The 24,067-nt window shown below is 76.3% G+C and carries 17 protein-coding genes; 13 read left to right on the top strand and 4 right to left on the bottom strand.

Features of this window, described 5'->3' with window-relative positions:
* Positions 1–78 precede the first annotated feature (78 nt).
* From ACF1AL_RS02635 to ACF1AL_RS02620, 4 genes are read left to right on the top strand one after another with little or no spacing between them, the layout of a single operon-like run.
* Positions 79–576 (top strand): toxin, encoded by a 498-nt coding sequence (locus tag ACF1AL_RS02635; RefSeq protein ID WP_391825376.1) that lies wholly within the window; start codon positions 79–81, stop codon positions 574–576.
* Positions 573–1,928, top strand: a complete 1,356-nt coding sequence (locus ACF1AL_RS02630) for an MAB_1171c family putative transporter (RefSeq protein WP_391825375.1) — start codon at positions 573–575, stop codon at positions 1,926–1,928. The genes ACF1AL_RS02635 and ACF1AL_RS02630 overlap by 4 nt, the downstream gene beginning before the upstream one ends.
* The gene (locus tag ACF1AL_RS02625) at positions 1,925–3,103 is read left to right on the top strand and encodes an MAB_1171c family putative transporter (RefSeq protein ID WP_391825374.1); all 1,179 of its coding nucleotides are present in this window, start codon (positions 1,925–1,927) and stop codon (positions 3,101–3,103) included. Before ACF1AL_RS02630 ends, ACF1AL_RS02625 begins: the two co-directional genes overlap by 4 nt.
* A 29-nt stretch (positions 3,104–3,132) precedes the next feature.
* Complete coding sequence (locus ACF1AL_RS02620; RefSeq protein WP_391825373.1) at positions 3,133–4,548, top strand: FAD-dependent monooxygenase; 1,416 nt, start codon at positions 3,133–3,135, stop codon at positions 4,546–4,548.
* 193 nt (positions 4,549–4,741) lie between these two features.
* On the opposite strand, the gene ACF1AL_RS02615 is transcribed toward ACF1AL_RS02620, so the two are convergent.
* Positions 4,742–5,593: an SMP-30/gluconolactonase/LRE family protein gene (locus ACF1AL_RS02615; RefSeq protein ID WP_391825372.1), complete on the bottom strand. Its 852-nt coding sequence runs from the start codon at positions 5,591–5,593 to the stop codon at positions 4,742–4,744.
* On the bottom strand, positions 5,590–6,363 hold the full coding sequence (locus ACF1AL_RS02610; RefSeq protein ID WP_384209100.1) for an IclR family transcriptional regulator: 774 nt from the start codon (positions 6,361–6,363) through the stop codon (positions 5,590–5,592). Before ACF1AL_RS02610 ends, ACF1AL_RS02615 begins: the two co-directional genes overlap by 4 nt.
* A 140-nt stretch (positions 6,364–6,503) precedes the next feature.
* On the opposite strand from ACF1AL_RS02610, the gene ACF1AL_RS02605 reads away from it, so the two are divergent.
* Positions 6,504–7,118, top strand: a complete 615-nt coding sequence (locus ACF1AL_RS02605) for a hypothetical protein (protein WP_391825371.1) — start codon at positions 6,504–6,506, stop codon at positions 7,116–7,118.
* Positions 7,119–7,302: 184 nt separating this feature from the next.
* Here the strand turns inward: ACF1AL_RS02605 and ACF1AL_RS02600 are convergent, their stop codons facing one another.
* Positions 7,303–8,181 (bottom strand): RimK family alpha-L-glutamate ligase, encoded by an 879-nt coding sequence (locus ACF1AL_RS02600; protein ID WP_391825370.1) that lies wholly within the window; start codon positions 8,179–8,181, stop codon positions 7,303–7,305.
* A gap of 134 nt (positions 8,182–8,315) precedes the next feature.
* Between ACF1AL_RS02600 and ACF1AL_RS02595 the strand changes: the two genes are divergently transcribed.
* The 3 genes from ACF1AL_RS02595 to ACF1AL_RS02585 are packed head-to-tail and all read left to right on the top strand — an operon-like array spanning position 8,316 to position 12,261.
* A complete protein-coding gene (locus tag ACF1AL_RS02595; RefSeq protein ID WP_391825369.1) occupies positions 8,316–9,392 on the top strand; it encodes a MerR family transcriptional regulator in 1,077 nt (358 codons plus the stop codon).
* Positions 9,393–9,446: 54 nt separating this feature from the next.
* Positions 9,447–10,910 (top strand): acyl-CoA synthetase, encoded by a 1,464-nt coding sequence (locus ACF1AL_RS02590; protein ID WP_391825368.1) that lies wholly within the window; start codon positions 9,447–9,449, stop codon positions 10,908–10,910.
* Positions 10,903–12,261, top strand: a complete 1,359-nt coding sequence (locus ACF1AL_RS02585) for a carboxyl transferase domain-containing protein (protein ID WP_391825367.1) — start codon at positions 10,903–10,905, stop codon at positions 12,259–12,261. The genes ACF1AL_RS02590 and ACF1AL_RS02585 overlap by 8 nt, the downstream gene beginning before the upstream one ends.
* A 263-nt stretch (positions 12,262–12,524) precedes the next feature.
* Here the strand turns inward: ACF1AL_RS02585 and ACF1AL_RS02580 are convergent, their stop codons facing one another.
* Positions 12,525–16,184 (bottom strand): S8 family serine peptidase, encoded by a 3,660-nt coding sequence (locus tag ACF1AL_RS02580; RefSeq protein ID WP_391825366.1) that lies wholly within the window; start codon positions 16,182–16,184, stop codon positions 12,525–12,527.
* Positions 16,185–16,387: 203 nt separating this feature from the next.
* Between ACF1AL_RS02580 and ACF1AL_RS02575 the strand changes: the two genes are divergently transcribed.
* The 5 genes from ACF1AL_RS02575 to ACF1AL_RS02555 all read left to right on the top strand — a co-directional run bounded on the left by ACF1AL_RS02575 (position 16,388) and on the right by ACF1AL_RS02555 (position 24,012).
* The gene (locus tag ACF1AL_RS02575; RefSeq protein WP_391695039.1) at positions 16,388–16,855 is read left to right on the top strand and encodes a CU044_2847 family protein; all 468 of its coding nucleotides are present in this window, start codon (positions 16,388–16,390) and stop codon (positions 16,853–16,855) included.
* Positions 16,852–18,516 (top strand): trypsin-like peptidase domain-containing protein, encoded by a 1,665-nt coding sequence (locus tag ACF1AL_RS02570; RefSeq protein WP_391825365.1) that lies wholly within the window; start codon positions 16,852–16,854, stop codon positions 18,514–18,516. Before ACF1AL_RS02575 ends, ACF1AL_RS02570 begins: the two co-directional genes overlap by 4 nt.
* 100 nt (positions 18,517–18,616) lie before the next feature.
* Complete coding sequence (locus ACF1AL_RS02565; protein ID WP_391825364.1) at positions 18,617–19,627, top strand: AAA family ATPase; 1,011 nt, start codon at positions 18,617–18,619, stop codon at positions 19,625–19,627.
* Positions 19,617–22,829 carry an SAV_2336 N-terminal domain-related protein gene (locus tag ACF1AL_RS02560; RefSeq protein WP_391825363.1) on the top strand — a complete coding sequence of 1,071 codons (3,213 nt, stop codon included), beginning with the start codon at positions 19,617–19,619 and terminating at the stop codon, positions 22,827–22,829. Before ACF1AL_RS02565 ends, ACF1AL_RS02560 begins: the two co-directional genes overlap by 11 nt.
* Positions 22,830–22,974: 145 nt before the next feature.
* Positions 22,975–24,012: a rod shape-determining protein gene (locus tag ACF1AL_RS02555; protein WP_366834663.1), complete on the top strand. Its 1,038-nt coding sequence runs from the start codon at positions 22,975–22,977 to the stop codon at positions 24,010–24,012.
* Positions 24,013–24,067 lie beyond the last annotated feature (55 nt).

Below are 24,067 nucleotides of genomic sequence, written 5' to 3'. Positions count from 1 at the left end.
GGCATAGTGCTCAGATGACCGCACGAGCACACCGGGACGGTGCCGAGAACAGTGCGTACCTGGCGTACGAGCAAGGAGATGCGTCGGCTCGCTGACGCCCTCATCGACCCCATGCGGGTGCCCCTGCCCACGGACGCCGAGACGCTGTTCGCCGCGCTCGTGGAGTCCGTGAGCGCCTGGCGGGGCCGCGAGGTGAGCGTGCGCCGCGAGGTCTTCCCGCCGCACACCGCGAGCGGGCTGTGGCTGGAGCGGGAGGGGCAGGACATCGTGGTCGTCGACCGGCGGGCCGCGGTGTGGCACCAGATCGTCATCTTCTGCCACGAGGTCTGGCACATGAACCGGCGCGAGGAGGAACCCGGGGCCCTCGGCGAGCTGCCGCGGCCGGTGGCCGCCCGCACCGACTTCAGCCTCGCAGAGGAGCAGGAGGCCGACCGCTTCGGCATGCTGATGGGCCGCCGGCTGCGGGCCTGGCTGGAGGCGCCCCCCGACTCGGTGTTCGCCGCCGGCCCCGGCGGCCCCGAGGACCTCGCCGGCCGCATCGGCGCCGCCCTCAACTACCGCGGGACCCGCGGATGAACGGCCTCACCAACTACGTCAGCTGCGGCGTGCTGTGGCTCGGGCTCGCCGTGAAGGCCCCGGACCTGGTGCGGCACCGGCACGACCCCTATCTGCGGGCCATCTGCGCGGTGCTGGGCCTGGCCGGGCTGTGCTTCTTCCTCGGCGCACCGCCCACCGTCGGCGCCGTCAACCGCCTCGGCGGCGTCACCAACCTCGCCGCGCCCCTGACGTACGCCGCGATCACGGCGTACGGAGCCGCCTCCCAGGTGCTGATCGTGCGCTGGCGGGGCGGCCCGGACGTACGGCGCACCGCGCGCCGGTGGACCCTCGCCTACGCGGGCGTCGTCGTCGGCATCGGGGTGATGTTCGCGCTGGGCGACGCGCCCGTGGAGCGGCGCACCGACCTGGACACCTACTACGCGACGACGCCGTTCATCGGCGAGATGATCGTCCTCTACCTGGTCGCGCACCTCACCGCCGCCACCGTCACCCTGGTCTCCGCGCTCTCCTGGGCCCGGCAGGTGACGGGCTGGCTGCGCGCCGGGCTCCTCGTCCTCGGCGTGGGCACCCTGGGCAACGCCGGCTACAGCGCCACCAAGCTCGTCGCGGTGGCCGCGCGCTGGTCGGGGCACCACTGGACGGCGCTGGACACCGGCGTCTCCCCGGCGGCCGCCGGACTCGGCGCGCTGCTGACCGCCGTCGGCATCCTGATCCCGCTGACCGGGCCCCGGCTCGCCGAGTGGCGCCGCGCCGGGCGGGCGTACACGCGGCTCGCGCCGCTGGAGCGGGAGCTGGACGACGTCCTGAGCCGGCACGCCCTGCGGCTGCCCCGGCCGCGCTGGGCCACCCCGCCCACCCGGCTGATGTGGCGCCAGACCAGCATCCACAACGCGCTCGGCCATCTGGACGGCTCCTACGACCCTCTGCTGTACGCCGAGACCCACGAGGCCGCCCTGCACGCCACCGGCGACCCGGCCCGCGCCCGTGTGACGGCCTGGGCGGCGGTCATCGCGGAGGCGGCGCGACGCGACCGGGAGGAGATGGCGGCGACAAGGCCGGGGCGGACGCCCTTGACGGTCGTACCGCCCCTGCCGGCGGTGCCTGCCGTGGCGTCGCTGCCCGCGGTGCCGCCCCTGGCGGCCGGTCCGGCGCGGCCCGGCGGGGGAACGCCGCCGGGCGAGGCGCCGGGCGGCACGGGCCTGTCCGGGGCCGGGCCCGCCGGTCCCGCGCGGATCGCCGGCCCCGCGGGAACGACCGACCGCACCCAGATCGCCGACCTCGCCGGTATCGCCGACGCGCTGGCCGCCTCACCGCTCGTCGCCGCCGTACGGCGGCGGGCGCGTGCCGTGGACGGAGTGCGGCCGGCATGAGCCTCGTCGTCTACCTGGCGGCCTGCGTCTTCGGGCTGTCCTCCCTGCTGCTGTTCCGCCGGCCCCGCACCGCCCTGCGCCACCCGCTCACCCTGTCCACCTGCGTGGCGATCGTCCTCGGCGCCCTCGTCTTCGTGTGCGCCGCCCCGCTGACGCTGTCCGCGGTCAACGACCTGACCGGCATCCCCAACTTCGGCGCCCCGCTCACCTACGGGATGCTCTCCGCCTACAGCTGCTCCCTGCTGATCCTGCTCGTCAACTGGCGCGGCGGCTCACGGGAGCGGGTGCGGCGGCTGGTGCTGCGCTGCGTCGCCGCCTACGCGGCCGTGATCGTCGCCATCGTCGTGCTGTTCGCGCTCGCCGACGCCCGCACCGAGCGGCTGACCGACCTCGACACCTACTACGCGACCACGCCCTGCCTGCGCGAGATGATCCTGCTCTACCTGCTCGGGCACAGCGCGGCCATGCTCGCGATGTGCGCGGTGTGCGTGAAGTGGGGCCGCGAGGTCACCGGCCTGCTGCGCACCGGGCTGCGGCTGATCCTGGCCGGCGCGCTGCTGGACCTGCTGGGCTTCCAGGCCGCCAAGTACGCGGCCGTGGTGGCCCGTTGGTCCGGACACGACCTGGACTTCCTGTCCACGACCGTCGCCCCGCCCATGGCCTCCCTCGGCGCGCTGATCTGCTCCGTCGGGTTCGTGCTGCCCCGGGCGCTGCCCGCCCTCCTCGCGCAGTGGCGCGGATACGGCGAGAACCGCACGCTGCGCCCGCTGTGGTCCGCGGTGCGCTTCGCCTCCACCGCACCGAAGCCGAAGGCCTGCTGGTGGTGGCTGCCGCAGGAACGGCTGCGCTGGCGGGAGGTGTCCATCCACGACGCGCTGCTCTCGCTGGCCCCCTACTTCGACGAACGGGTGCGGGTGCGCGCCCTCGACGAGGCGCTGCGCGCCGGCCGTGGCGCCCACCAGGCCCGGATCGAGGCGGAGGCCGCGATGCTGGCCGCCGCCATCCGCCGGGCCGCCGCGCACGAGCCCCCGCTGGACGCGCCGAGCCCCTACCGGCTGCACGCCACGGAGGTGCCCGGCACCAGCGGACTGGTGGAACTGGCGCGGGCGCTGTCCCGTTCCCCCCTCGGTGCGGGCGGGCGCGCGGGTACGGTAAGGGCCGCCTCCCCTCACTGAACTCCTGTTCGCCGAACCCAAGGAGCCCCATGCCGCACAGAGCTGTCGTCATCGGAGCCGGTCTCGCAGGGATGCTGGCCGCGGCGGCGTTGTCGGCCACCGTGGACGAGGTGGTCGTGGTGGAGCGGGACGACCTGCCCGACGGGCCCGACCACCGCAAGGGGCTGCCGCAGGGCCGGCACGCCCACCTGCTCATGCCGGGCGGCCTGGCCGCCATGGAGGAGCTGATACCCGGCGTGAGCGTGCGCGGGGCGCTGCTCGCGGCCGGGGCGCACGAGGTGCCCCTCGGCTCGGGCATGCTCGCCCTCACCCCCGAGGGGTGGCTGCGGCGCTGGCGCGACGGCGGGCCGCGCATGGTCACCTGCAGCCGGGCGCTGCTGGACTGGCTGGTGCGCGACCTGGTGCGGGAGCGGGCCGGGGTGCGGATCGTGCAGGGGCGGGTGCTCGGACTGGCCGGGTCCGGCGAGCGGGTGCGCGGCGTACGGGTCGAAACGGACGGCGGGCGCGAGGAGTTCACCGCCGACCTGGTCGTCGAGGCCGGCGGGCGCGGGTCGCGGATCACGGCCTGGCTGGCGGAGCTCGGCGTGCCGGACGTACGCGAGAAGACCGTCGACGCCGGGCTCGTCAACGCCACGCGGCTGTACCGCACGCCCGCGGGCGCCGAGGACTTCCCGCTCACCGTCGTGCAGGCCAACCCGTACGTGTCCCGGCCCGGCCGCAGCGGCATGGTGCTGCCCATCGAGGGCGGCCGCTGGATGGTGTCCCTGGCCGGCACCCGCGGCGGGGAGCCGCCGGCCGACCCCGAGGGCTTCCTGCGGTACACGCTCGACCTGCCGCACCCCATCGTCGGCCGGCTCATCTCCGGCGCCGAGCCGCTGGGCGAGGTGCACGTCAGCCGCAGCACCAAGAACACCCGGCGCTATCTGGAGCGGGTGCGGCGGTGGCCGGAGGGGCTGGTGGTCCTCGGCGACGCCGTGGCGACCTTCAACCCGGCCTACGGGCAGGGCATGTCGGTGGCCGCGCAGGGCGCCGTGGGGCTGCTGCGGGAGCTGGAGCGCGGCGGGGTGGGCGCGCCGGGCCTCGCGCGGCGGGTGCAGCGCCGGGCGGCGCGGGCGGTGGAGGCGGCCTGGGCGTCGGCGGTCGGCCAGGACATCTGGTTCCCGGACGTCCGCGGCGGCCGGCCCGGCCTCGGCGACCGCCTGATCACCCGCTACTCCCGCCGTCTGACCGGCTCGGCCACGTCCTCCCACGAGGCGGCGAAGGTCCTGTGGGACGTCACCAGCCTGCGCACGGGCCCGACCCGCCTCCTGCGCCCCGACGCCGTCCTGGCCGCCCTGACGGGCCCCCTGCTCCCGCCCCTGTCGGGCCCGCCGATGACCCCGGCGGAACGGAAGATCCTGACGGAACTGGACCGTACGGGGGGCGAATTGGCGGAGCGGGCGTAGACACCGGGGCGAGCCGGCGGACGGGGGGGCACGCAAGCCTGGCGCGTACGGGAGCTGGGCCGTACGGGACCTGGGCCGTACGGGAGATGGGTGGGGCCGCCGGGCAACTCCCGTGCTCACTGCGCACGTTGAGCGAGGCTGCCCGGCAACTCCCGGCCCCGCGCGCCCCCGTCGGCCCCGCCGGGCCCCCGCCTCAGCCCTGGAACGCCGGCTGGGGCAGGCCCTTGCCCGCGCCGGGGACGACCAGGAGGGAGCCGGCCGTCGGGTGGGGGGCCGTCAGGCCCACGCGGGCCGTCGTGACGTACAGGTCCGTCAGGTCCGGGCCGCCGAACGCGCAGGCCGTGACCCGCGGCGTGGGCAGGGTGATCACCCGGTCCAGGCGGCCGTCGGGCGTGTAGCGGCGCACCGCCCCGCCGTCCCACAGCGCCACCCACACACAGCCGTCGGCGTCGACCGTCAGGCCGTCGGGGAAGCCCGCGCCCTCCTCGATCCGCGCGAACGGACGCCGGTCGTCCACCCGTCCGTCGGCGTAGGAGAAGACGTCGACGCGGCGGGTCGGGGAGTCGATGTAGTACATGAGCCGGCCGTCGGGGCTCCAGCCGGTGCCGTTGCTCACCGCCACGTCGTCCAGGACGACCTCGGCCGTGCCGTCGCCGGTGATCCGGGACAGCGTGCCGCCGCCGGGGGCCTCGTCGTAGCGCATGGTGCCCGCCCACAGCGCGCCGTCGGGGGCGACGGCGGCGTCGTTGGCGCGGCGGCCCGGCACCGGCTCGTGGTGCAGCCAGCGGAAGGTGCCGTCGGCGTCGAGCAGGCCGACGCCGTCGCGCAGATTGAGCACCAGCCCGCCGCCGGCGCGCGGCTTGACGGTGCCGACGTGCTGCTCGGTGGTGCGGACCGTGCGCCGGCCGGTGGCGGGGTCGTAGGTGTGGACGCGGGAGCCGAGGATGTCCAGCCAGAGCAGCCGGCCGGTGGCCGCGTCCCAGGTGGGTCCCTCGCCGAGGGTGGCCTCGGCCCGCACGGCGACCTCGTACGCGGGCGCGCTCACACCGCGCTCCGGTGGCCCAGGCGCTCCGACAGCTCGGCGGCGCCCTTGGCGGCGAGCTGTTCCAGCTCGGCGCGGCGCTCCTCGCTCCAGCGGATCATCGGCACGGAGATGGACAGCGCGGCCACCACCTGCCCGGTGCGGTCGCGCACGGGCGCGGCCACGCAGGAGACGTCCGGGTTGGACTCGCGGCTCTCGACCGCGATCCCGCGCTGCCGGATCTCGGCGAGGGCCTCGCGCAGGGCGGCCGGATCGGTGATGCTGTTCGGGGTCATCGCGACCAGCTCGGCGTCGTCCGGCACGCGGGCGGCGAGCTCCTGCTGCGGGAGGGAGGCCAGCAGCATCTTGCCCACGGAGGTGCAGTGGGCGGGCAGCCGGCGCCCGGCCGCCGACACCATGCGCACCGCGTGGGTGGAGTCCACCTTGGCGATGTAGATGACGTCGGTGCCCTCCAGGATCGCCACGTGCACGGTCTCGTCGCAGGTCTCGGCGACGGCGCGGGCCACCTGCTGGCCCTCGGCGGCGAGGTCGAGCTGCTCGGCGTAGCGGGCGCCGAGCTGGTAGGGGCGCACGCCGAGCCGGTAGCGTCCGGGCTGACCGGGGACGGGGACCAGGTACTGGCGGGCGGCGAGCGTGGTGACCAGCTCGTGCACGGTGGTGCGCGGCAGCTGGAGCCGGCGCACGATGTCGGGGGCGGAGAGCGTGCCGTCCCCGTCGAGGAAGAGCTCCAGAATGTCGAGAGCCCGGGTCACGGCAGGTACGAGGCGTCCCACGACCGGCCCCCTCCCTTGTGGTCAGTAAGCCTGCGTTCGATATTTCAACAGGCGGTCGGCATGACGAACACAGGCTAGTCATACTCCGTTCGCGCGGGCAATGGCGAGGAGCGCACGTTCCCGTCCCGGACGATGGGGGCATGCCGTCCTCCGCGAAGCGCCCCGCGCACCCCTTCACCGTCCGCGACTTCCAGCTGGTGCTGCTGCGCCGCATGGCCGACCACAATCCACAGCTCGTGGACGACGCCCGCCGCACCCTCGGCGTCACGCTCGCCGAGATGCGGGAGGCCAACAAGCGCTGGCAGGCGATGGTCCGCTCCCCCCGCTCCCGGGCGGCGGCCTCGCGGTACCGCTCGGTCCTCGGCGCCCCCGAGTCCGAGGGCAAGCGCACGATCGGCGACCTGGAGTGCGTCGCCTGGCAGTGGCCGCTCCCCCTCTGGCCCGACCTGCGGTTCGAGGTGCTCGTCGGCCCGCGCGGCGCCGTCTGGAACGAATGGCTGGTCCGCGCCCCGCACGCGCCCGGCCCGGCCCTGCGCACCCTGGAGGACCTGACCCCCTGGTCGTGCACGGTGGACGAGGTGGCCCGCGCCTTCGCCCCCGCCCGCCCGCTGGAGGGCACCGCGCCCACCCGCTGGGGCCTGGCCTTCACGGCCCCCGACGCGCAGGGCACGCCGCACGAGGTGGTCGCGGAGTTCACCTGGGGCCTGCTGCAACGCACGGCGACCGGCGGCCCGGGCCGGGCGACGCGGAACTGACGGGCACGACGGCCCCGCCCGCCGCGACCGGCCCCCGGACGACCGTCCCACGCCCCCACGACCGGACCCCGCCCAGCCACGCGGACCCGCCCGACCACGACCGGACCCCGCCCGACCACAAACGAACCGCACCCGACCCCCACGGGCGCCAGCCACCGCCCCCACCGCTACGGACGCCCCACCCCTACGGACGCCGCCCCGCCTCCGTCAGGATCGCCTCGGCCACCCGCGGCACCGACCCCGGGTGCAGGAACAGGAACAGGTTGGGCTCCACCAGCTCCAGTTCCATCACCACCGGCCGGCCGTCCGGCCCGTCCACCAGGTCCACGCGCGCGTACAGCAGCTCGGGCGCGCCCGGCACCGCGGCCAGCGCCCGCTCGGCGACGGCGAGTTCGGCCTCGGCCGGCTGCCACACCTGCAGGTCCGGGTGGGCGACCTTCTCCGCGTCGTACGCCGTGCCGGGCGCGAGCACCGCCCGCTTGCGGCTCGCGTGCAGCAGCCGCCCGCCGAAGAACTGCAGGGCCCGCTCCCCGGTGACGTCGATGTCCGCGAGGTAGGGCTGGACCATCGCGGTCAGCCCCTCGTCGTGCATCCGCGCCACATGCGCGGCGGCCGTCTCGTGCTCGCCGGGCGTGTAGCGGGCGGCGAAGCGGGCGCCCGCGCCGGACACCGGCTTGACGACGTACTCGTGGTCGCGGGGCAGGCCGGCCGCCTCACCGGGGGCGACATAGCGGGTGGGGACGGTGGGCACGCCCGCCGCGGCGAGCTCGCCGAGGTAGCGCTTGTCGGCGTTCCAGCGGATCACCTCGGGCGGGTTGGCGACCCGGGTGAGCGTGCCGCACTTGTGCACCCACGCCGAGAACTCGGCGGCCCGCCAGCTGTAGTCCCAGGTGGACCGGACGACGACCATGTCGAAGCCGGCCCAGTCGACGTCCGGGTCGTCCCAGGGCGCGGCCACGGCGTCCGCCCCGGCCGCCCGCAGCGCCTCCACCAGCACGGGCAGATCGCGGTCCTTGCTCGGCCGGGCTCCGGGGTCGTAGGTGGCGAGGGCTATTCGGGGCACGGCGCATCCTCTCGTACGACGGCGAAACGCTCCGCAGGCTAACCGGGCCGGCCGCAACCGGGACAACGGGTTTGACCTTCCCCTTCGGTGAAGCCCCAGCATCGGTGGCGGGAACGAGCGAGACAGGGGTGGTCATGGATCCCACGCGGGACATGCTGACGATCGGCGCGTTCGCGAAGGCGTGCCGCCTGTCGCCGAAGGCACTGCGGCTCTACGACGAGCTGGCGCTGCTGCGGCCCGCGCGGGTGGACCCGCACACCGGCTACCGCTACTACGCCGCCGGCCAGCTGGAGCAGGCCCGGCTGGTGGCGTGGCTGCGGCGGCTGGGCATGCCGCTCGCGGACATCCGCCGGATCCGCCCGCTGCCGCCGGACGCCGCCGCCCGTGAGATCCGCGCCTTCTGGGCGCGGATCGAGGCGGAGACGGCGGCCCGGCGCGACCTCGCCGCGTTCCTCGTCGAACAGCTCTCCGCCGAAGCGAGGAAGGACACCGCGATGCTGGAACTGCGCCACTTCGCCCACTCCGACCGGGGCCTGGTGCGCCCCGCGAACCAGGACACCGCCCACGCGGGCCGGCGGCTGCTCGCCGTGGCCGACGGGTACGGACCGGCGGGCGGGCCCGCGAGCAGCGCCGCCGTGGAGGCGCTGCGCTTCCTGGACAGCGCCGAACTGCCCGCGGGCAGCGTCCTGACCGTGCTGGAGGACGCCCTGCAGGGCGCCACGCAGGCGGTGCGGGACGCCGCCCAGGGCCCCGAGGAGGCCGGCACGACACTGACGGCGCTGCTGTGGACGGGCGGCGGGCAGCTGGCGCTGGTGCACATCGGCGACTCGCGCGCCTACGTCCTGCGCGAGGGCGCGCTGTTCCGCATCACGCACGACCACACGCTGGTGCAGTCGATGCTGGACGAGGGCCGGCTGACCGAGGAGGAGGCGACGAGCCACCCGCAGCGCTCCCTGCTGCTGAAGGCGCTCGGCCCGGACGTCTCCGCGGCCCCCGACCTGCGGCTGCACGACGCCCGGCCGGGCGACCGGTACCTGCTGTGCTCCGACGGCCTGTACGGCGTGGTGCCCGAGGAGCGGGTCCGGGAACTGCTCACGGCCGCCGGGTCCCCGCGCGACGCCGTGCGGTCCCTGGTGGCGGCGGCCAACGACGCCGGGGGCCCCGACAACGTCAGCTGTGTCGTGGCCGACGTCGTGGAGGCGACTGCCTGATCACCTCCATGGGGTAGGAAGACGCTGGTGTCCCCGACCGAAGGAGTCTCTCCCGTGTCCTGCCTCTTTCCTGCCCTGACGGGTGATCCGGGCGAGCGGGTCGCCCTGCGCTTCGGTGCGCGGGCCCTGACGTATGCGGAACTCGCCGCGGCGGCCGGGGCCGTCGGGGAGCGGGTGCGGGCCGGGGGCCCGGGCGGCGGGGGAAGGGTCGCCGTGTGGGCGACGCCGGCGCTGGAGACGGCCGTGGCGGTGGTGGGGGTGCTGCTCGCCGGGGCGGCGGCCGTGCCGCTCAACCCGAAGTCGGGTGAGAAGGAGCTGCGGCACATCCTCGCCGACAGCGCGCCCGCCCTGGTCCTGGCGGCGCCGGGCGACCGGCTCCCGGCGCCGCTGGCGGACCTGGAGCGCGTCGACGTCGACGTGCGCGCCGCCGGTCCGGTGCCCGACGACCGCGGCGCCTCGGAGGGTGATCCGGCGCTGGTCGTCTATACCTCCGGCACCACCGGCCCGCCAAAGGGTGCCGTCCTCCCGCGCCGGGCGATCGCCTCGACCCTGGACGCGCTCGCCGACGCCTGGCAGTGGACCGGCGCGGACGTGCTGGTGCACGGGCTGCCGCTGTTCCATGTGCACGGCCTGGTGCTGGGCGTCCTCGGCCCGCTGCGGCGCGGCGGCCAGGTGCGCCACCTCGGCCGGTTCGACACCGAGGGGGTTGCCCGGGAGCTGGGCGGCGGCGCCACCATGTTCTTCGGCGTGCCGACGATGTACCACCGCATCGCCGAGGCCCTGCCCGGCGACCCGCGGCTCGCCGAGGCGCTGGCCGGGGCCCGGCTGCTGGTGTCGGGTTCGGCGGCGCTGCCGGTGCACGACCACGAGCGGATCGCGGCGGCCACCGGGCGGCGGGTCATCGAGCGATACGGCATGACGGAGACGCTGATGAACACCAGCGTCCGCGCCGACGGCGAGGCCCGCGCGGGCACGGTGGGGGTGCCGCTGCCGGGCGTGGAGCTGCGGCTGGTGGAGGAGGACGGCTCGGAGATCACCGCCTACGACGGGGAGAGCGTCGGGGAGATCCAGGTGCGCGGCCCGAACCTGTTCACCGCGTATCTGAACCGGCCGGACGCGACGGCGGCCGCGTTCACCGCCGACGGCTGGTTCCGCACCGGGGACATGGCGGTGCGCGACCCCGACGGCTATGTCCGGATCGTCGGGCGCAAGGCCACCGACCTCATCAAGAGCGGCGGGTACAAGATCGGCGCCGGGGAGATCGAGAACGCGCTCCTGGAGCACCCCGGGGTGCGGGAGGCCGCCGTGACCGGAGAGCCGGACGCGGACCTGGGCGAGCGGGTCGTGGCGTGGATCGTCCCGGCCGATCCCGGGGCGCCGCCGGGAGCCGGGGAGCTGGCGGACCACGTGGCCCGCCGGCTCGCCCCGCACAAGCGGCCCCGCACGGTCCGCTACCTCGACGCGCTCCCCCGCAACGACATGGGGAAGATCATGAAGCGGGCCCTGGCCGATGACTGAGCGCCTCTCGGCCCGCGCGGCCCTCGCCCTGGTCACCGACGACTTCACCGAACTCGCGCCCCCGGCCCGCCGGTGGCGGCCCGACGGCCCGCTCGGCTGGCAGGGGTACGACGCCCAGCACGCCCGCGCCGCCGAACGCACCGGCGAGGAAGAGTCCGTCGTCTGCGGCACGGGCAGCGTCGAGGGCACCCGGGCGGTGCTGATCTCCTTCGAGTTCGGCTTCCTCGGCGGCTCGCTCGGCGAGCGCACCGGCGACCGGCTGGAGGCCGCGTACGCCCACGCCCGCGCCCACCGGCTGCCCGTCGTGCCGCTGGTCGCGACGGGCGGCAGCCGGATGCAGGAGGGCATGCTCGCGCTCACCCAGCTCCAGCGGGTGGCCCGCCAGTCGGAGCTCACCCGCCAGGCCGGGCTGGCGCAGATCGCGGTGCTGCGCGATCCGACGACCGGTGGCGGTTGGGCGACGCTCGGCGCGGGCGCCGACGTGGTGCTGGCGCTGCCGGGCGCCCAGGTCGGCTTCGCGGGCTCACGGGTGCGGCCGCCGGACGCCGACCCGGCCGCGTACACGGCCGAGGCGCAGGTGGCGGCCGGGTCGGCGGACGCGGTGGTGGAGCCGGGCGAGCTGCGGGCGGTGCTGGGGCGCTGGCTGCGGCTGCTGACCCGCCCGTCGAAGGCGCCCGCTCCGGTGCCGGCGGCGCTGGGCGCGCGGGAACTGCCGGCGTCCGGCTGGGACGCGGTGCGGCGGGCCCGCGATCCACGCCGGCCCCGCGCGCGGGCGTATCTGGACGCCTACTTCACGCACCGCGTGGAGATCTCCGGCGACCGCTGCGGCGGCGCCGACCCGGACGGCGTGCTCTGCGGTTTCGGTGAGCACGAGGGGCGGACGGTCGCCTACGCGGCGCAGACCGGTACGGCGACCCGGCCGGCCGGGTACCGCACGGCGGCCCGGCTGATCCGGCTCGCGGACCGGCTCGGGGTGCCGGTGCTGACGCTGGTGGACACGCCGGGCGCGGCCAACGACGCGGAAGCGGAGCGGCAGGGCGCGGGCCCGGCGATCGCGGAGGTGTTCGCGGCGGTGGCGGCGGCGCGGACGCCCGTGACGACGCTGGTGATCGGGGAGGGCGGCTCGGGCGGCGCGCTGGCACTGGCGGCGCCGGGCAACACCTGGGCCACGCCGGACAGTTACTTCTCGGTCATCGCGCCGGAGCTCGCGGCGGCGATCCTGAAGCGGCCGCCGGGAGAGGTCGAGGCGACGGCCGGTCAACTGCGCATCACACCGCAGGAGTTGGCGGAACTCGGGGTGATCCGAACAGGCGATCAGGTGTTCCCTGGAACAGGTGATCGTCACTCCTGAGAGCGACGGTGACGGCCGGGGCCAGCGATACTTACGGTGTGCAAGCGACGGGCTGCAGACCGTAGTTGACGCACAGGTCCCACATCACAGCACCACTGCAAGGAGTTGCACCATCATGAACCTGCTCACCGACGCCCTGGCCTGCCTGGTCCACTTCATCGGCTGGCTGGTCTGAGGCCGGGGCCCTCGGCCCGAAGCAGCGCAGCGGCGCCGCCTCCCCGTCCCAGGGAGGCGGCGCCGCCGTTTCGTGTATCCCCGGCGGGTTACCTCACACCCGCCGCGCGCACGATCTCCTGACGCACCGAACGGCCGCGGTCGTCACGGGCGGAGGCCCGCAGCGAGAGCGAGGCGGCGCCGCGCGGCACGGTGAGCGTGCCGCGCCAGGACGCCCCGGAGCCGTCCAGGGGCACCTGCCGCCAGGTCCGGCCGTCGTCGTAGGACACTTCGAGCCGGCCGCCGCCGAGCGTGCCCGTGCCGGGCGCGCCCTCGACGTAGGAGGCGCTCAGTCCGACCGGGACACGGCTGCCGCCCCGCACGTCGCCGGCGAGGTCGGTGCCGAGGTCGTAGGCGAGGTTGATCAGCGGCAGGAAGGTGGCGCGGTCCTCGGGGGTGGCGGCCGAGCGGAAGGTCCACTCGGAGCGGCCCCGCGTGGCCCGGCCCCAGCGGGCGCCGTCCAGGTCCGTCTCGGTGACGACCGTGTAGGTGTGCTCGTCGGCGGGCGCGTCCCACACGTACGCCGTCGAGCCGGTCCCCTCGTCGACCAGCGTGCCGTCGAGCCGGACGGAGGTGGTCTGGCTCATGCCGCTGTCCTCGCTCCACACGTCGCCGAAGCCGGTGTGGTCGGGCCCGGAGTCGCCCCAGCCGGGCGTGTTGAACCGCAGCTGGTTGCCGGTGCGCTGCTGTCCCCAGCCGAGGCCGGTGCCGAGCCAGGGGTGCCACACCGGCCGGAACCAGTTCAGCTCCGGCCGGGTGCCGCCCCGGTAGGCGACGAGCCCGCTGCGTTCCTCCAGTGCCCCGTCGGCGGCCGTCACCGACTCGTGCCAGAGCTGACCGGGACCGGTGGAGACGTAGTCGGTGCGCTCGGCCGGGAAGTCGGCGCGCTCCTGGAAGCCGAGGCCGAGCGGGAAGGTGCCGGTGATCGAGTAGCGGAACTCGCCCCCGGAGACCGGCTTCGCCGCGTGGAACCGCACCCCGACGGCGGCGAGCCCGCGCTCCCCGGGCGCGTAGGTCAGGTCCCGGTCCGGTATCGCGCCCGGGTGCCCCTCGGACAGGTCGTACAGGTACGGCGTGTTGCGGGTGACGGTGAGGTCCACGCGTCCCTCGGCGCGCAGCCGGCGGGCGTCGGCGGTGTTCAGCGTGGCGATCGGGAAGGGCCGGTCGCCACCGTCGTCGGCGCCCCACCAGGCGTTCAGGCGGCCGGGCGCGTCGTCGGTGACGAACAGGGCCTTCACCCCGGCGTCCTGCGCGGCCTGCGCGAGGGCCACCGGGTCCGTGCCCTCGGTGAGCCGGGCGAGGACCGCCTTGCCGGCGACGCCGGTGAACGGGCCGTCGCCGACGTCGGCCAGCGGCAGCCGCAGCCGGCCGTCGGTGAGCGCCCCGCCGGGCTGCGCCACGGCCTCGCCGACCCCGCGGACCTCCATCAGCGGCTTGCCCAGCCGCCACACGGTCCGGTACTCGAAGGTGCCCTGGGTGACCTTCCGGGTGGGCGCCGCGAACACGCTGTCGTACTTCACCGGCACCTGGACCGCGCCGAACAGGTCGGAGCCGCCCCCGGCGCGGTCGTACTCCATGAGCAGCTGCCGCGTCTCGGTGCGCCGCCGGACGTCGGCCTTCACCTCCCGCAGGGCGCGTCCGTCCAGGGTGACCTCGCGGTCGCGGTCCAGGACGACCTCGGGCACGGCGAGGAAGCCGAGGCCGCGGGAGTCGGCGCCGTGGCTGCCGCGCACGTCGAGGAAGGAGGTCAGGCTGTACGTCCCCGGCTTCAGCCGGAGCTTGAGGGTGCCGCCGTCGCCGACGTGGGCGGGGAAGGCGTCGACGCCCGCCGCGAGCTGCTGCACGGCCAGGTCGGCGGCCGTGGGCGCGCCGTCGCGGTCGGTGACGTGCACGGTGAGCGTGTACCGCTCCTCCTCCTTGACCAGCCCGAACGCGGTGTGCGCGACGGGCGTGCCGTTCGCGTCGACGGCGACGATCTGCCCGCTGGTGGTGCCGACGGGGGCCCGGGAGCCGTCGCCGGTGACCGTGGTGGAGGCGGTGCCGTGCGCGGGCACGGTGAGGGCGGTGCCGGCGAGGGTGGCGACCCCCTCGGGCGCGCCGGTGACCGACAGCCGCAACGCGACGGGCTCGTCACCGGAGTTGGTGTAGGTCAGGGTGCGGGTCACCGGCTTGTTCGCCGGGTAGGGCCAGCTGTGGAAGCCGAGGTCGGCGCTGCCGGTGGCGGTGACCCGCGCGTCGATGGCGTCCGGCACGCTCACCCGTCCCGCACCCAACTGGTACGCGGAGGCGTCGAGTTGCCGGGAGGTGGACATCAGCGCGTCCTTGAGCTGCGCACCGCTCCAGTCCGGGTGCCGCTGGGCCAGCAGGGCGGCGACGCCCGCGACGTGCGGGGTGGCCATCGACGTCCCGCTCATCGAGGTGTACGGGCCGCTGCCGGCGGTGAGCCCGGAGCGGGCGGCGAGGATGTCGACGCCGGGCGCGGACAGGTCGGGCTTGAGGGCGTTGTCGCCCGAGCGGGGCCCGGCGCTGGTGAAGTAGGCGGCCTGGTCGGCGGAGTCGACGGCGCCGACGGTGAGCGCGGCGTCGGCGGCGCCGGGCGAGCCGATGGACGAGGGGGCGCCGGTGTTGCCCGCGGCGACGACGAAGAGCGCGCCGGTCTCGCGGGAGAGGGTGTTCACGGCCTCGGCCATCGGGTCGGTGCCGTCGCTCGGCTCGGTCGAGCCCAGGCTCATGGAGACGATCTTGGCGTGGACGTCCTTCGCGGCCCACTCCATGCCGGCGATGATCTGCGACTCGCTGCCCGAGCCCTGGTCGCTGAGCACCTTGCCGACGGCGAGCGTGGCCTCCGGGGCGACGCCCTTCTCCCGGCCGCCGGAGGCGGCGCCGCTGCCGCCGACGGTGGAGGTGACATGGGTGCCGTGCCCGTTGCGGTCGGCGACCTCCTGTGCCTCGACGAAGCTCTTGGTGGCGCTCACCCGGCCCGCGAGGTCGGGGTGGCCGGTGTCGACGCCGCTGTCGAGGACGGCGACCGTGACGCCCTTGCCGGTCAGCCCGGCCTCCCAGGCGTGCGGGGTGCCGATCTGGGCGTTGCTCTCGGCCATGTCGGCGCGGACCCGGGCGTCGAGCCACACCTTGTCCACGCCGCCCTGCCGGGTGACGGCCTGCCAGAAGGTGCGGGTGTGCGCCTTGTCCGCCCGCACGGCGTCGCCGCGCACGCTGGGCAGGGCCCGCACCCGGGCGGCGCCGCGCGGCACGGCCGCCGCCCGCACGCCCTTGGGGTGGGTGACGATCAGCGGCAGGGCGCCGGTGCGGTCGTCGGTGAGCCCCTGCCGGATCAGGGCGCTGACGTCGAACAGCCGCCGGTCGAGGGTGCCCGCCCGCAGATACGGCAGCGCCTCGTCCGGTACGACGCTGATCTCGCCGTTGGCGCTGCGCGTGCGCACCGCCCCGGTGGCGCCCCGGGGCCGTGCCACGGTGACGGTCTTCTTCCCGCCGCCGACGTCGGTGACGGTCACCCGGTCGCCGGTGACGAGGGTGACCGTACGGGCGGCGTCCGCGGTGCGTGCGGCGTCCGCCGCGCCGGCGTCCGCGGTGCGTGCGGTGGTCCTCGGGGCGTCGTCGGCCGCCCGGCCCGTGCCCGCCGGCAGCAGGGCGATCACGAGCCCGGCCGACAGGAGGGTCGCCCCGCGTCTGACTGGTCCTCTGCTCATCCACGCCTCTCTTCGTCGTGTGTCCGAAGAGTGTCAGGTGGCGTGTGGTGCGCGGGAGTTGGCGGGAGGAGGCGGAAAGCTGCCCTGGCGGGTTCCCGCCAGACGTCCGGTGACGGGCGCGGCAATCCGGTACACCGCACCGGCACCGTCCGTAACAATGGGAGGCGGCAAGGTCGAAGCGGCACGGGGGAGTTGGCGGCACGATGGACGAACTGGTGGAGTTCACGACCGAGGAAGGCGCCCGGGTCGTCGTGGAGGGCGTGGAGGACGCGGCCGGCGCACGGCTCGTCTCCCGCGGCGGCACCGCGCAGGCCACCCGCACCTTCGAGAACTCCCTGGCGGGGGTGCGCGCGGCGGCCGAGTCCGCGCTGCGCGTGCTGCGGGACGGCGCGCTCCGCCCGGACGCGGTGGAGCTGGAGTTCGGCGTGAAGATGAGCGCGGAGGCGGGCGCGGTCATCGCCAAGGGCGCCGCGGAGGCCCACCTGGTGGTCAAGCTGAGCTGGTCGCCGGGCGGACCGGGACCCGACACCCCGCCGTCCGGCGACGCCCGGCAGCCCGGCCCGCAGTCCGGCGCCCCGCAGTCTGCCTCACACACCGACCCACAACCCGGCCCGCACACCGACCCCCGACCCGGCCCGCAGCGCCCGGCGCCGCAGCAGCCCCCGGCATGAGCGGCACCGCATGGCACGCCCGCGTCGTCTGCGGCACGGAGGTGGGCGCCGGCTTCCTGGTCTCGCCGCGCCACGTCCTCACCTGCGCCCACGTGGTGCGCTGCGCCGACACCGACCCGGTGACCGTGGCCTTCCCCAACTCCCGCCCGCTGGGCGAGTTACCGGCCGCGGTGACCGTGCGCGGCGGCTGGCGGGGCGGGCCCGCCGACCCCGGCGACCTGGCGGTGCTGGAGCTCACCGAGGACGTCGCGCTCGCCCCGGCCCGGTTCGCGCCGCCCGGCGCCGAGCACGGCGCCCGCGAGCTGGTCGCCTACGGCTTCCCGCGCGGCTACGACGAGGGCATGCTCGCCTCCTACCGGGCGCTGCCGGGCCCGCGGATCTCCGACGAGTGGGTGCAGCTGGAGGCGCTGACCGGGCACGGGCAGCCGCTGGCCGCCGGGTTCAGCGGCGCGGCGGTGACGCTCGCGGACGGCTCGGTCGTCGGCATGGTGGCGGCCGTCGCGGGCGGCCGGGACGTCCGGGTGGGCCGGATGCTGCCCACCGACGTCATGGCCCGTCACTGGCCCGGCCTCGGCGAGCTGGTGCCCACCGGTCACCGGCCTCAGGCGCTGCGCCGGCTGTACACGCTGGTGCGGCGGGTGGAGAGCGAGGGCCGCGCCTGCGACGCGAACCGGCTGTACGTCGACGCCGTCGGCGCGTTCGGGCCGCCGCTGCCGCCCGGCGGCTTCCCCTCGCTGTCCGCGGTGGCCGCGTACGTGCAGTGGGAGGTGCCGGAGCCGGAGGCCGCGACCCGGCTGGCCGACCGGCTGGAGGAACTCCTCGACGGGCCCCGGCCCGGACCCGGCGACCCGCCCCCGCCGGCCGCCGCCTGGTCGCCGGTCGTCGTGGAGATCGACCACAGCGGCGCCGGACCCGATCAGGTCACCGTGGAGGTGTCCGCGTACCGCGACGGGCGGCGCCGGTCCGTCGGCGCGCGCCGGCTGCCCACCCACGCGGTGCGCGCCTACGTCCAGCAGCGCCTGGACGAGGCCGCCGACCAGCTCGCCCCGGACGCCGAGGAGCTGGTGACGTTCGTGCTGCCGCGCGAGTGGCTGAACGAGCCGGTGGCGAGCTGGGAGTGCAGCGAGTACGACAGCACGCCGCTGGGCTGCGCCTACCCGCTGGTGGTCACCGACCGGGCCCGGCACCGCAGCGGACGGCTGCGCCACCAGCTGCGCAAGAAGTGGCAGAAGCTGGACGCCTCGCCGGGCGCGAGCGTGCACCGCGTGGAGTGCGGCACCCGCGAGCGCCCCGGCGGCCTGCGCAAACGGCTCTGGGACGGCGACGCGCAGCTGGCCGGGTTCGCGACGCCGCCGGCGGCGGCCCGGGAGCACTTCGAGGTGTCGCTGACCGTTCCGGTGCCCGTCCTGCTGTGGCGGCGCACCGGCTGCCCCGGCGCCGGGCACGACGGCCCGTGCCCGGGCAGCGCGTTCCTCGACGAGCTGACGGCGTCCCTCACCGGCGTACCGCCCGCCGAACTCCCCCGGCACGTCCAGACGCTCAGGCTCGCCGCCGACGCCGAGGACCCCGGCGGGCACTGGGCGCGCGAGCTGCAACTGCTGTGGGACGACCCGCGCTGCTTCCCGGAGCCCGCCGCGAGCCTGCACACCCCGGTCGCCTGACCGCCCCGCCGCCGCCCCCGGTCGCCCGACGGCCCCCACGCCGCCCCGGCCGGCCCGGCATCCGCCCCCGGACCCCGAACCACCCTGGAGAGACGCACCCATGCCCCTGTGGCCCGTCTACACCGGCACCAGCGCGCCGCACGACGGCATCGACCGGCTGCCGCCGCCCCCGCCCTGGCGGGCCTTCGACGGCGCCCCCGTGCTGCCGGTGCCGGACGAGGGCGAGGACACCGCCGCCGTCTCCCCCGACCGCACCCACCGCGCCGCCACCTACCAGGCCACCGGGGAGACGGTCCAGCTGGTCAACGCCGCGCTCTACCTGCGCCGCCCGCTGCTGGTGACCGGCCCGCCCGGCACCGGCAAGTCGTCGCTGGCGTACGCGGTCGCGCGCGAGCTGCGGCTCGGCCCGGTGCTGCGCTGGAACATCACCAGCCGCTCCACCCTGCACGACGGCCTCTACCAGTACGACCCGCTGTCCCGGCTGTACGCCGCCCGGCAGGGCCCGCAGGCGGCGGACGCCGGCATCGAGCACCATCTGCGCCTCGGCCCCCTCGGCACCGCCCTGCTCCCCTACGCCCGCCCGCGCGCCCTGCTCATCGACGAGATCGACAAGAGCGACCTCGACCTGCCCAACGACCTGCTGAACGTGCTGGAGGAGGGCCAGTACGAGATCCCCGAACTGGTGCGCTCCGCCCGGCACGCACCCGACGGCCGCGCCCAGGTGATGATCGACGGCACCGACGCGCGGGTGCCGGTGGAGCGCGGCCGGGTGCGCTGCCGGGCCTTCCCGTTCGTGGTGCTGACCAGCAACGGCGAGCGGGAGTTCCCGCCCGCGTTCCTGCGCCGCTGCGTGACGCTGCGGTTGAGGCAGCCGGACGAGGAGCACCTCGCCGGGATCGTCCGCGCCCACCTGGGAGAGCCGGACGAGCAGGCGCGGCGGCTGATCGACCGGTTCCTGTCCCGGGCCGGCGCCGGCGACCTGGCCACCGACCAGCTGCTGAACGCGATCTACCTGGCCCGCTCGGCCGATCTGGACGTCACGTCCCTGGACGAGCTGGCGGAGCGGCTGATGCCGTATCTGGGCCAGGGCGCGCAGGCCGATGTCTTCTGACCCGCGGCCGCTGCCGGACGCGCTCGCCCGTCTCGCCGACGTCCTGGCCGAGGCGGCGGGCGGTCCGCGCCCGACCGCGCTGGAGCTGGCCGAGCTGCTCTGGCTGGCCCGGCGGATGGGCCCGCCCGACGACGCGGCCCCCACCCCCGTACCGCCGCCGCACGAGCCCGCCCGGGACCAGCCGGCCGGGGACGAGCCCGAGCCGCCCCGCGCGCAGCCGCCCCCGCCGTCCACGGACGAGGAGCCGCCGGAGGCCCCGCCGCGCGCCCCGCTGCACCTGCCCGCCCCGCGGCCCGCGCCCGGCGCGCCCCTCGCGCCGCACGCCTCGCTGCTGGCGCCCGCGCCGCCGATGCTGCCGCACCCGCTGGCCCTGCAGCGCGCGCTGCGCCCGCTGGGCCGCCGCGTCGACGCCCCCACCGGCCGGGAACTCGACGAGCGGGCCACCGCCGAACGCATCGCCCGGCTGGGCGCCGGCCCGGACTGGTGGCTGCCGGTGCTGCGCCCGGTCCGCGAGCGCTGGCTGCGGCTGCACCTGGTGGCGGACGCCGGGCCGACCATGCCGGTGTGGCGGCCGCTGGTGCGCGAACTGCACGCCACGCTCGCCCAGTCGGGCCTGTTCCGCGACGTCACGGTCCTGCGGGCGGACGCCGACGGCACGGTCCACGGGCCGGCCGCGCCCGCCGACGGCCGGACCGTCCTGCTGCTGGTCAGCGACTGCATGGGCCCGCAGTGGCGCCAGGGCCCGGCGGGCAGCCGCTGGTACGCCACCCTGCGCCGCTGGGCCGCCCGGATGCCGCTGGCCGTCCTCCAGCCCCTGCCGGAACACCTGTGGCGGGACACCGCCCTGCCGACCGTCCCGGGCCGGCTGTCGGCGCCGCACCCGGCGGCCCCGGCGGCCGCGCTGACCTTCACCCCGTACGAGCCGCCCGACCCCTACGAGGCGGACCCCGCCGTGGTGCTGCCGGTGCTGGAGCCGGGGCCGCGCTGGCTGGCCAACTGGGCGGCGCTGCTGGCCGCGCCCGGACGCACCGAGGTCCCGGCCGCCGGCGCGGTCCTGGGCCGGCCGCTGCCCGCCGACGCCGGCGAGCGCACCGACGTCTCCCGGCTGTCCGCGGAGGAGCTGGTGCTGCGCTTTCGCGCGACGGCGTCCCCGGAGGCGGTTCGGCTCGCCTCCCACCTGGCCGTGGGCCGCCCGCACCTGCCGGTGATGCGGCTGGTGCAGCGGGCCGTGGACCCCGATCCGCGCCCCCAGCACCTGGCCGAGGTCATCCTCAGCGGCATGCTCACCACGGTGCTCGGCCCGCCGGGCTGCTACGCCTTCCGGCCGGGCGTGCGGGAGCTGCTGCTGCGCGGCCTGCCCCGCTCGGCACGCGGCCGCACGACCGAACTCCTGGAGCGGGTCGGCGGGTTGATTGACACGGCGGCGGGCCGCGCCCCGGGCGAGTTCCGCGCGTCCACGCCCACGGCGTCCGGCCGGCCGGCCCACGTGGACGGCGAACCGTTCGCGCACGTCAGCCGTGCAAGCGTCCGCCGGCTCGCCGAGGACGCGGCCGGGGAGCGGCTCCCGCAGACCCTCTCCTTCCTGACCGACTCCCTCACCGGCCGTCCCGAGGCGCGCATCACCCTCGAAGCCGCCGTGCACGACGTGCTGTCCCGCTCGCTGGCCCCCCAGCACTACGAGATGACGGCCCGGCCGGACGGCTACCTCGTGCGCGTCGACCCAGGCGTCTCCCTCCTCCCGCTCCTGGCCGCCGTCGTGCGCACCTTTCCCGACGTCCTCGCCGGCCGGCCCCGGCTGCGGGTGGCGTTCTCCCCCGACGACCTGCCCGAGCAGCTGCCCGCGGGGCGCGGCGTCGCCGTACCGCCGTGGCTGTACGAGCAGTTCGCCGCCAGTTCGGCCGCCGCGCGGCCCCCGCGGTTCAGGCCGGTGTTCGGGCCCCGGTCCGACTCCCCGCCCCGGGCCTGGTACTGCCCGCTGTCGGCGGACGACGCACCCGGCGGGGACCTCGTGCGGGGGCCGTTCATCACCGGCGACCTGCGGGCGCTCGGCATGCCCGCCCCCGGCCGCACCGCGCTCGTGCACCTGGCCGCCGACGGTCCGCTCACCCTCCTCGACCCGGCCCGCCCCGCCGGCACCGCGGGGGTGACGACGTACTACGAGGTCGACCTCACGCCGCATCAGGGCCGGCACGAGATGAACCTGCCCAGTTCGGGCAAGGGCGAGTTCGCCGCCGTGGTGGAGCTGTCCTGGCGGGTGGAGGATCCCGTGGCGTTCGTGCACGCGCAGGCCTCGGACGTCGCCGGGCGGCTGCTGGCGCACGTGCGGGAGCAGGCGGCGCGGGTCACCGCCCGGCACCCGACGCGCCGGGCGGCCGGCGCGGAGCGGGCGCTGCGCGACGCGCTGGGCCGCGGGCCGGTCCCGGGCCTCGCGGTGCGCTGCTCGGTCCGGCTGTCCCCGGCGTGGGGGCCGGCGCCGGACCCGGGGCCGCCGGCCGTGACGGCGGACACACCGCCGGGCGAGCTGCTCGCGCGGGCGGCGAGCGTGCTCGTCGGCTTCGACGGCCCGGTCGCCCGGCTGTTCAACGCCGCGGCGGCCCGCGAGGCCGCGCTCGACCTGCTCGCGCTGGTCAGTGAGCACCGCGACCCCGAGGACGCGCTGACGGGTCGTCCGCTGGCCGTGGAGGCGACGCGGGAGGCGTCGGTGCACCCCCTGGAAGTACTGCGGACCTTCGCCCACGACCGGCTCGGACCGCTGCTGAGCGAGCGGCTGGACGAGCTGGAGCTGCGGGCCGTACCGGACGCGCCCACCACCCATCACGTCGTGCCGCTGATCCGGGCCCTGCACGCCTCCGGCCGCCGGGTGTGCGTGGTCTCCGACGCCGGCGAGACGGCGGTACGGCGCTATCTGGAGCCGTACGGGCTACCGCTCGACGGAGTGTACGGGCGCGGTGCGCATCCGGGGCTGGTGACGCCCGACCCGGAGAGCCTGCTGCCGGCGCTGGGCGACCGGCCGCCGTCGGCCGCAGTGCTGATCGGCTCCTCGCCGTCGGAGTTCACGGCGGCGCGACGGCTGGGGCTGCCGTTCGTGGGCCTGGCCCGTACCCCCACGCAGGAGCGCCGGCTGCGGGAGGCGGGCTGCAAGCTCACCATCCGCTCCTTGGAGCCGCTGCTGGCGGCGGCGCGCACCTTGCCCCCGCCCTGATCTCCCCTGTCCGGCCGCCCCTGCGCACCCTCGCGTCATTGCACCCGTTCAGCGGCGCCCCGCCCGGCCCCCTCCAGCAAGCGGTGCCCCTCTCGCCCCCGCAGGATGCGAAGCAGGCCGCCATTCTCGGGAGGAACCGCCAGCCATGACCGCCAGTCTGGAGCAGCTGCGCCGCTGCCACTTCGCCGTCGACCTGGGTGCCGCCCGCACCCGCGTCTACGTCAAGGGCGCCGGGCTCGTCGTCGACCAGCCCTCCGCCGCCGCCGTCAACACCCGTACCGGCGCGCTGATCGCGGTCGGCGAGTTCGCCGAGAAGATGACGGGCCGTACGCCCGACTACATCCGGGTGGTGCGGCCGGTCTCCGGCGGCACCGTCGTCGACATCGAGATGGCGCAGCGCATGCTGCGGCATCTGCTCGGCGACAAGATCCGCCGCCAGCTGCGCCGCAAGCCGTTCCTGCGCGCCGCCGCCTGCACCCCGCACGACGCCGACCCGCTGGCCCAGCGCGCCGCGATCGAGACGCTGGTGGGGCTGGGCGCGCGGCGGGTGGAGCTGGTCGACACCCTCATCGCCGCGGCGGTCGGCTGCGGGCTGCCGGTGGAGCGGGCCGAGGCCACCATGATCATGGTGTGCGGCGCGGCGGCCACCCAGGTGGCGGTGCTCTCCCTCGGCTCCATCGTCACCGCCGAACGCATCCCGGTCGGCGGCGAGGCCGTGGACCACGCGATCGTGCAGCATCTGCGGCACGAGCACGAGCTGATGCTGCCCAGTCAGTCCGTACGGCCGCTGCAGCTCGCCCTGTCCGGCAACGGGCTCACCCCGCACGGCCCGGAGTCCACCGAGATCCACGGCCGGGACGTGGCCACCGGGCTCGCCCGCAGCGTCCGCATCGACACCGCCGCCGTACGGGACGCGATCCAGACGCCGCTGACGGCCGTCCTCGACGGGATCGGCAAGGTGCTGCGGGACTGCCCGCCCGACCTGGTCGCCGACCTCGCGGACCGGGGGATCATGATGGTCGGCGGCTCCGCGCTGCTGCCCGGCTTCGACCAGATGCTGCGCTCGTTCACCGGGATGCCGGTGCACATCGCCGACCGTCCCGACATCTGCGCCGCGCAGGGCCTCGGGGCGATGCTGGAGGGCCGTATCGAACCGCTCCACCTGGACCCGCTGGCCACCTGAGCGGGCACGCTCCGGGGGGCGGCCCTCAGCGGAACGAGCCCGGCGGAGGGGCGAC

The organism is Streptomyces sp. NPDC014801, assembly GCF_043082085.1.
GTDB lineage: Bacteria > Actinomycetota > Actinomycetes > Streptomycetales > Streptomycetaceae > Streptomyces.
Note: the sequence above shows the minus strand (reverse complement) of the source record. Positions and strands in the feature narration are given on the sequence as shown.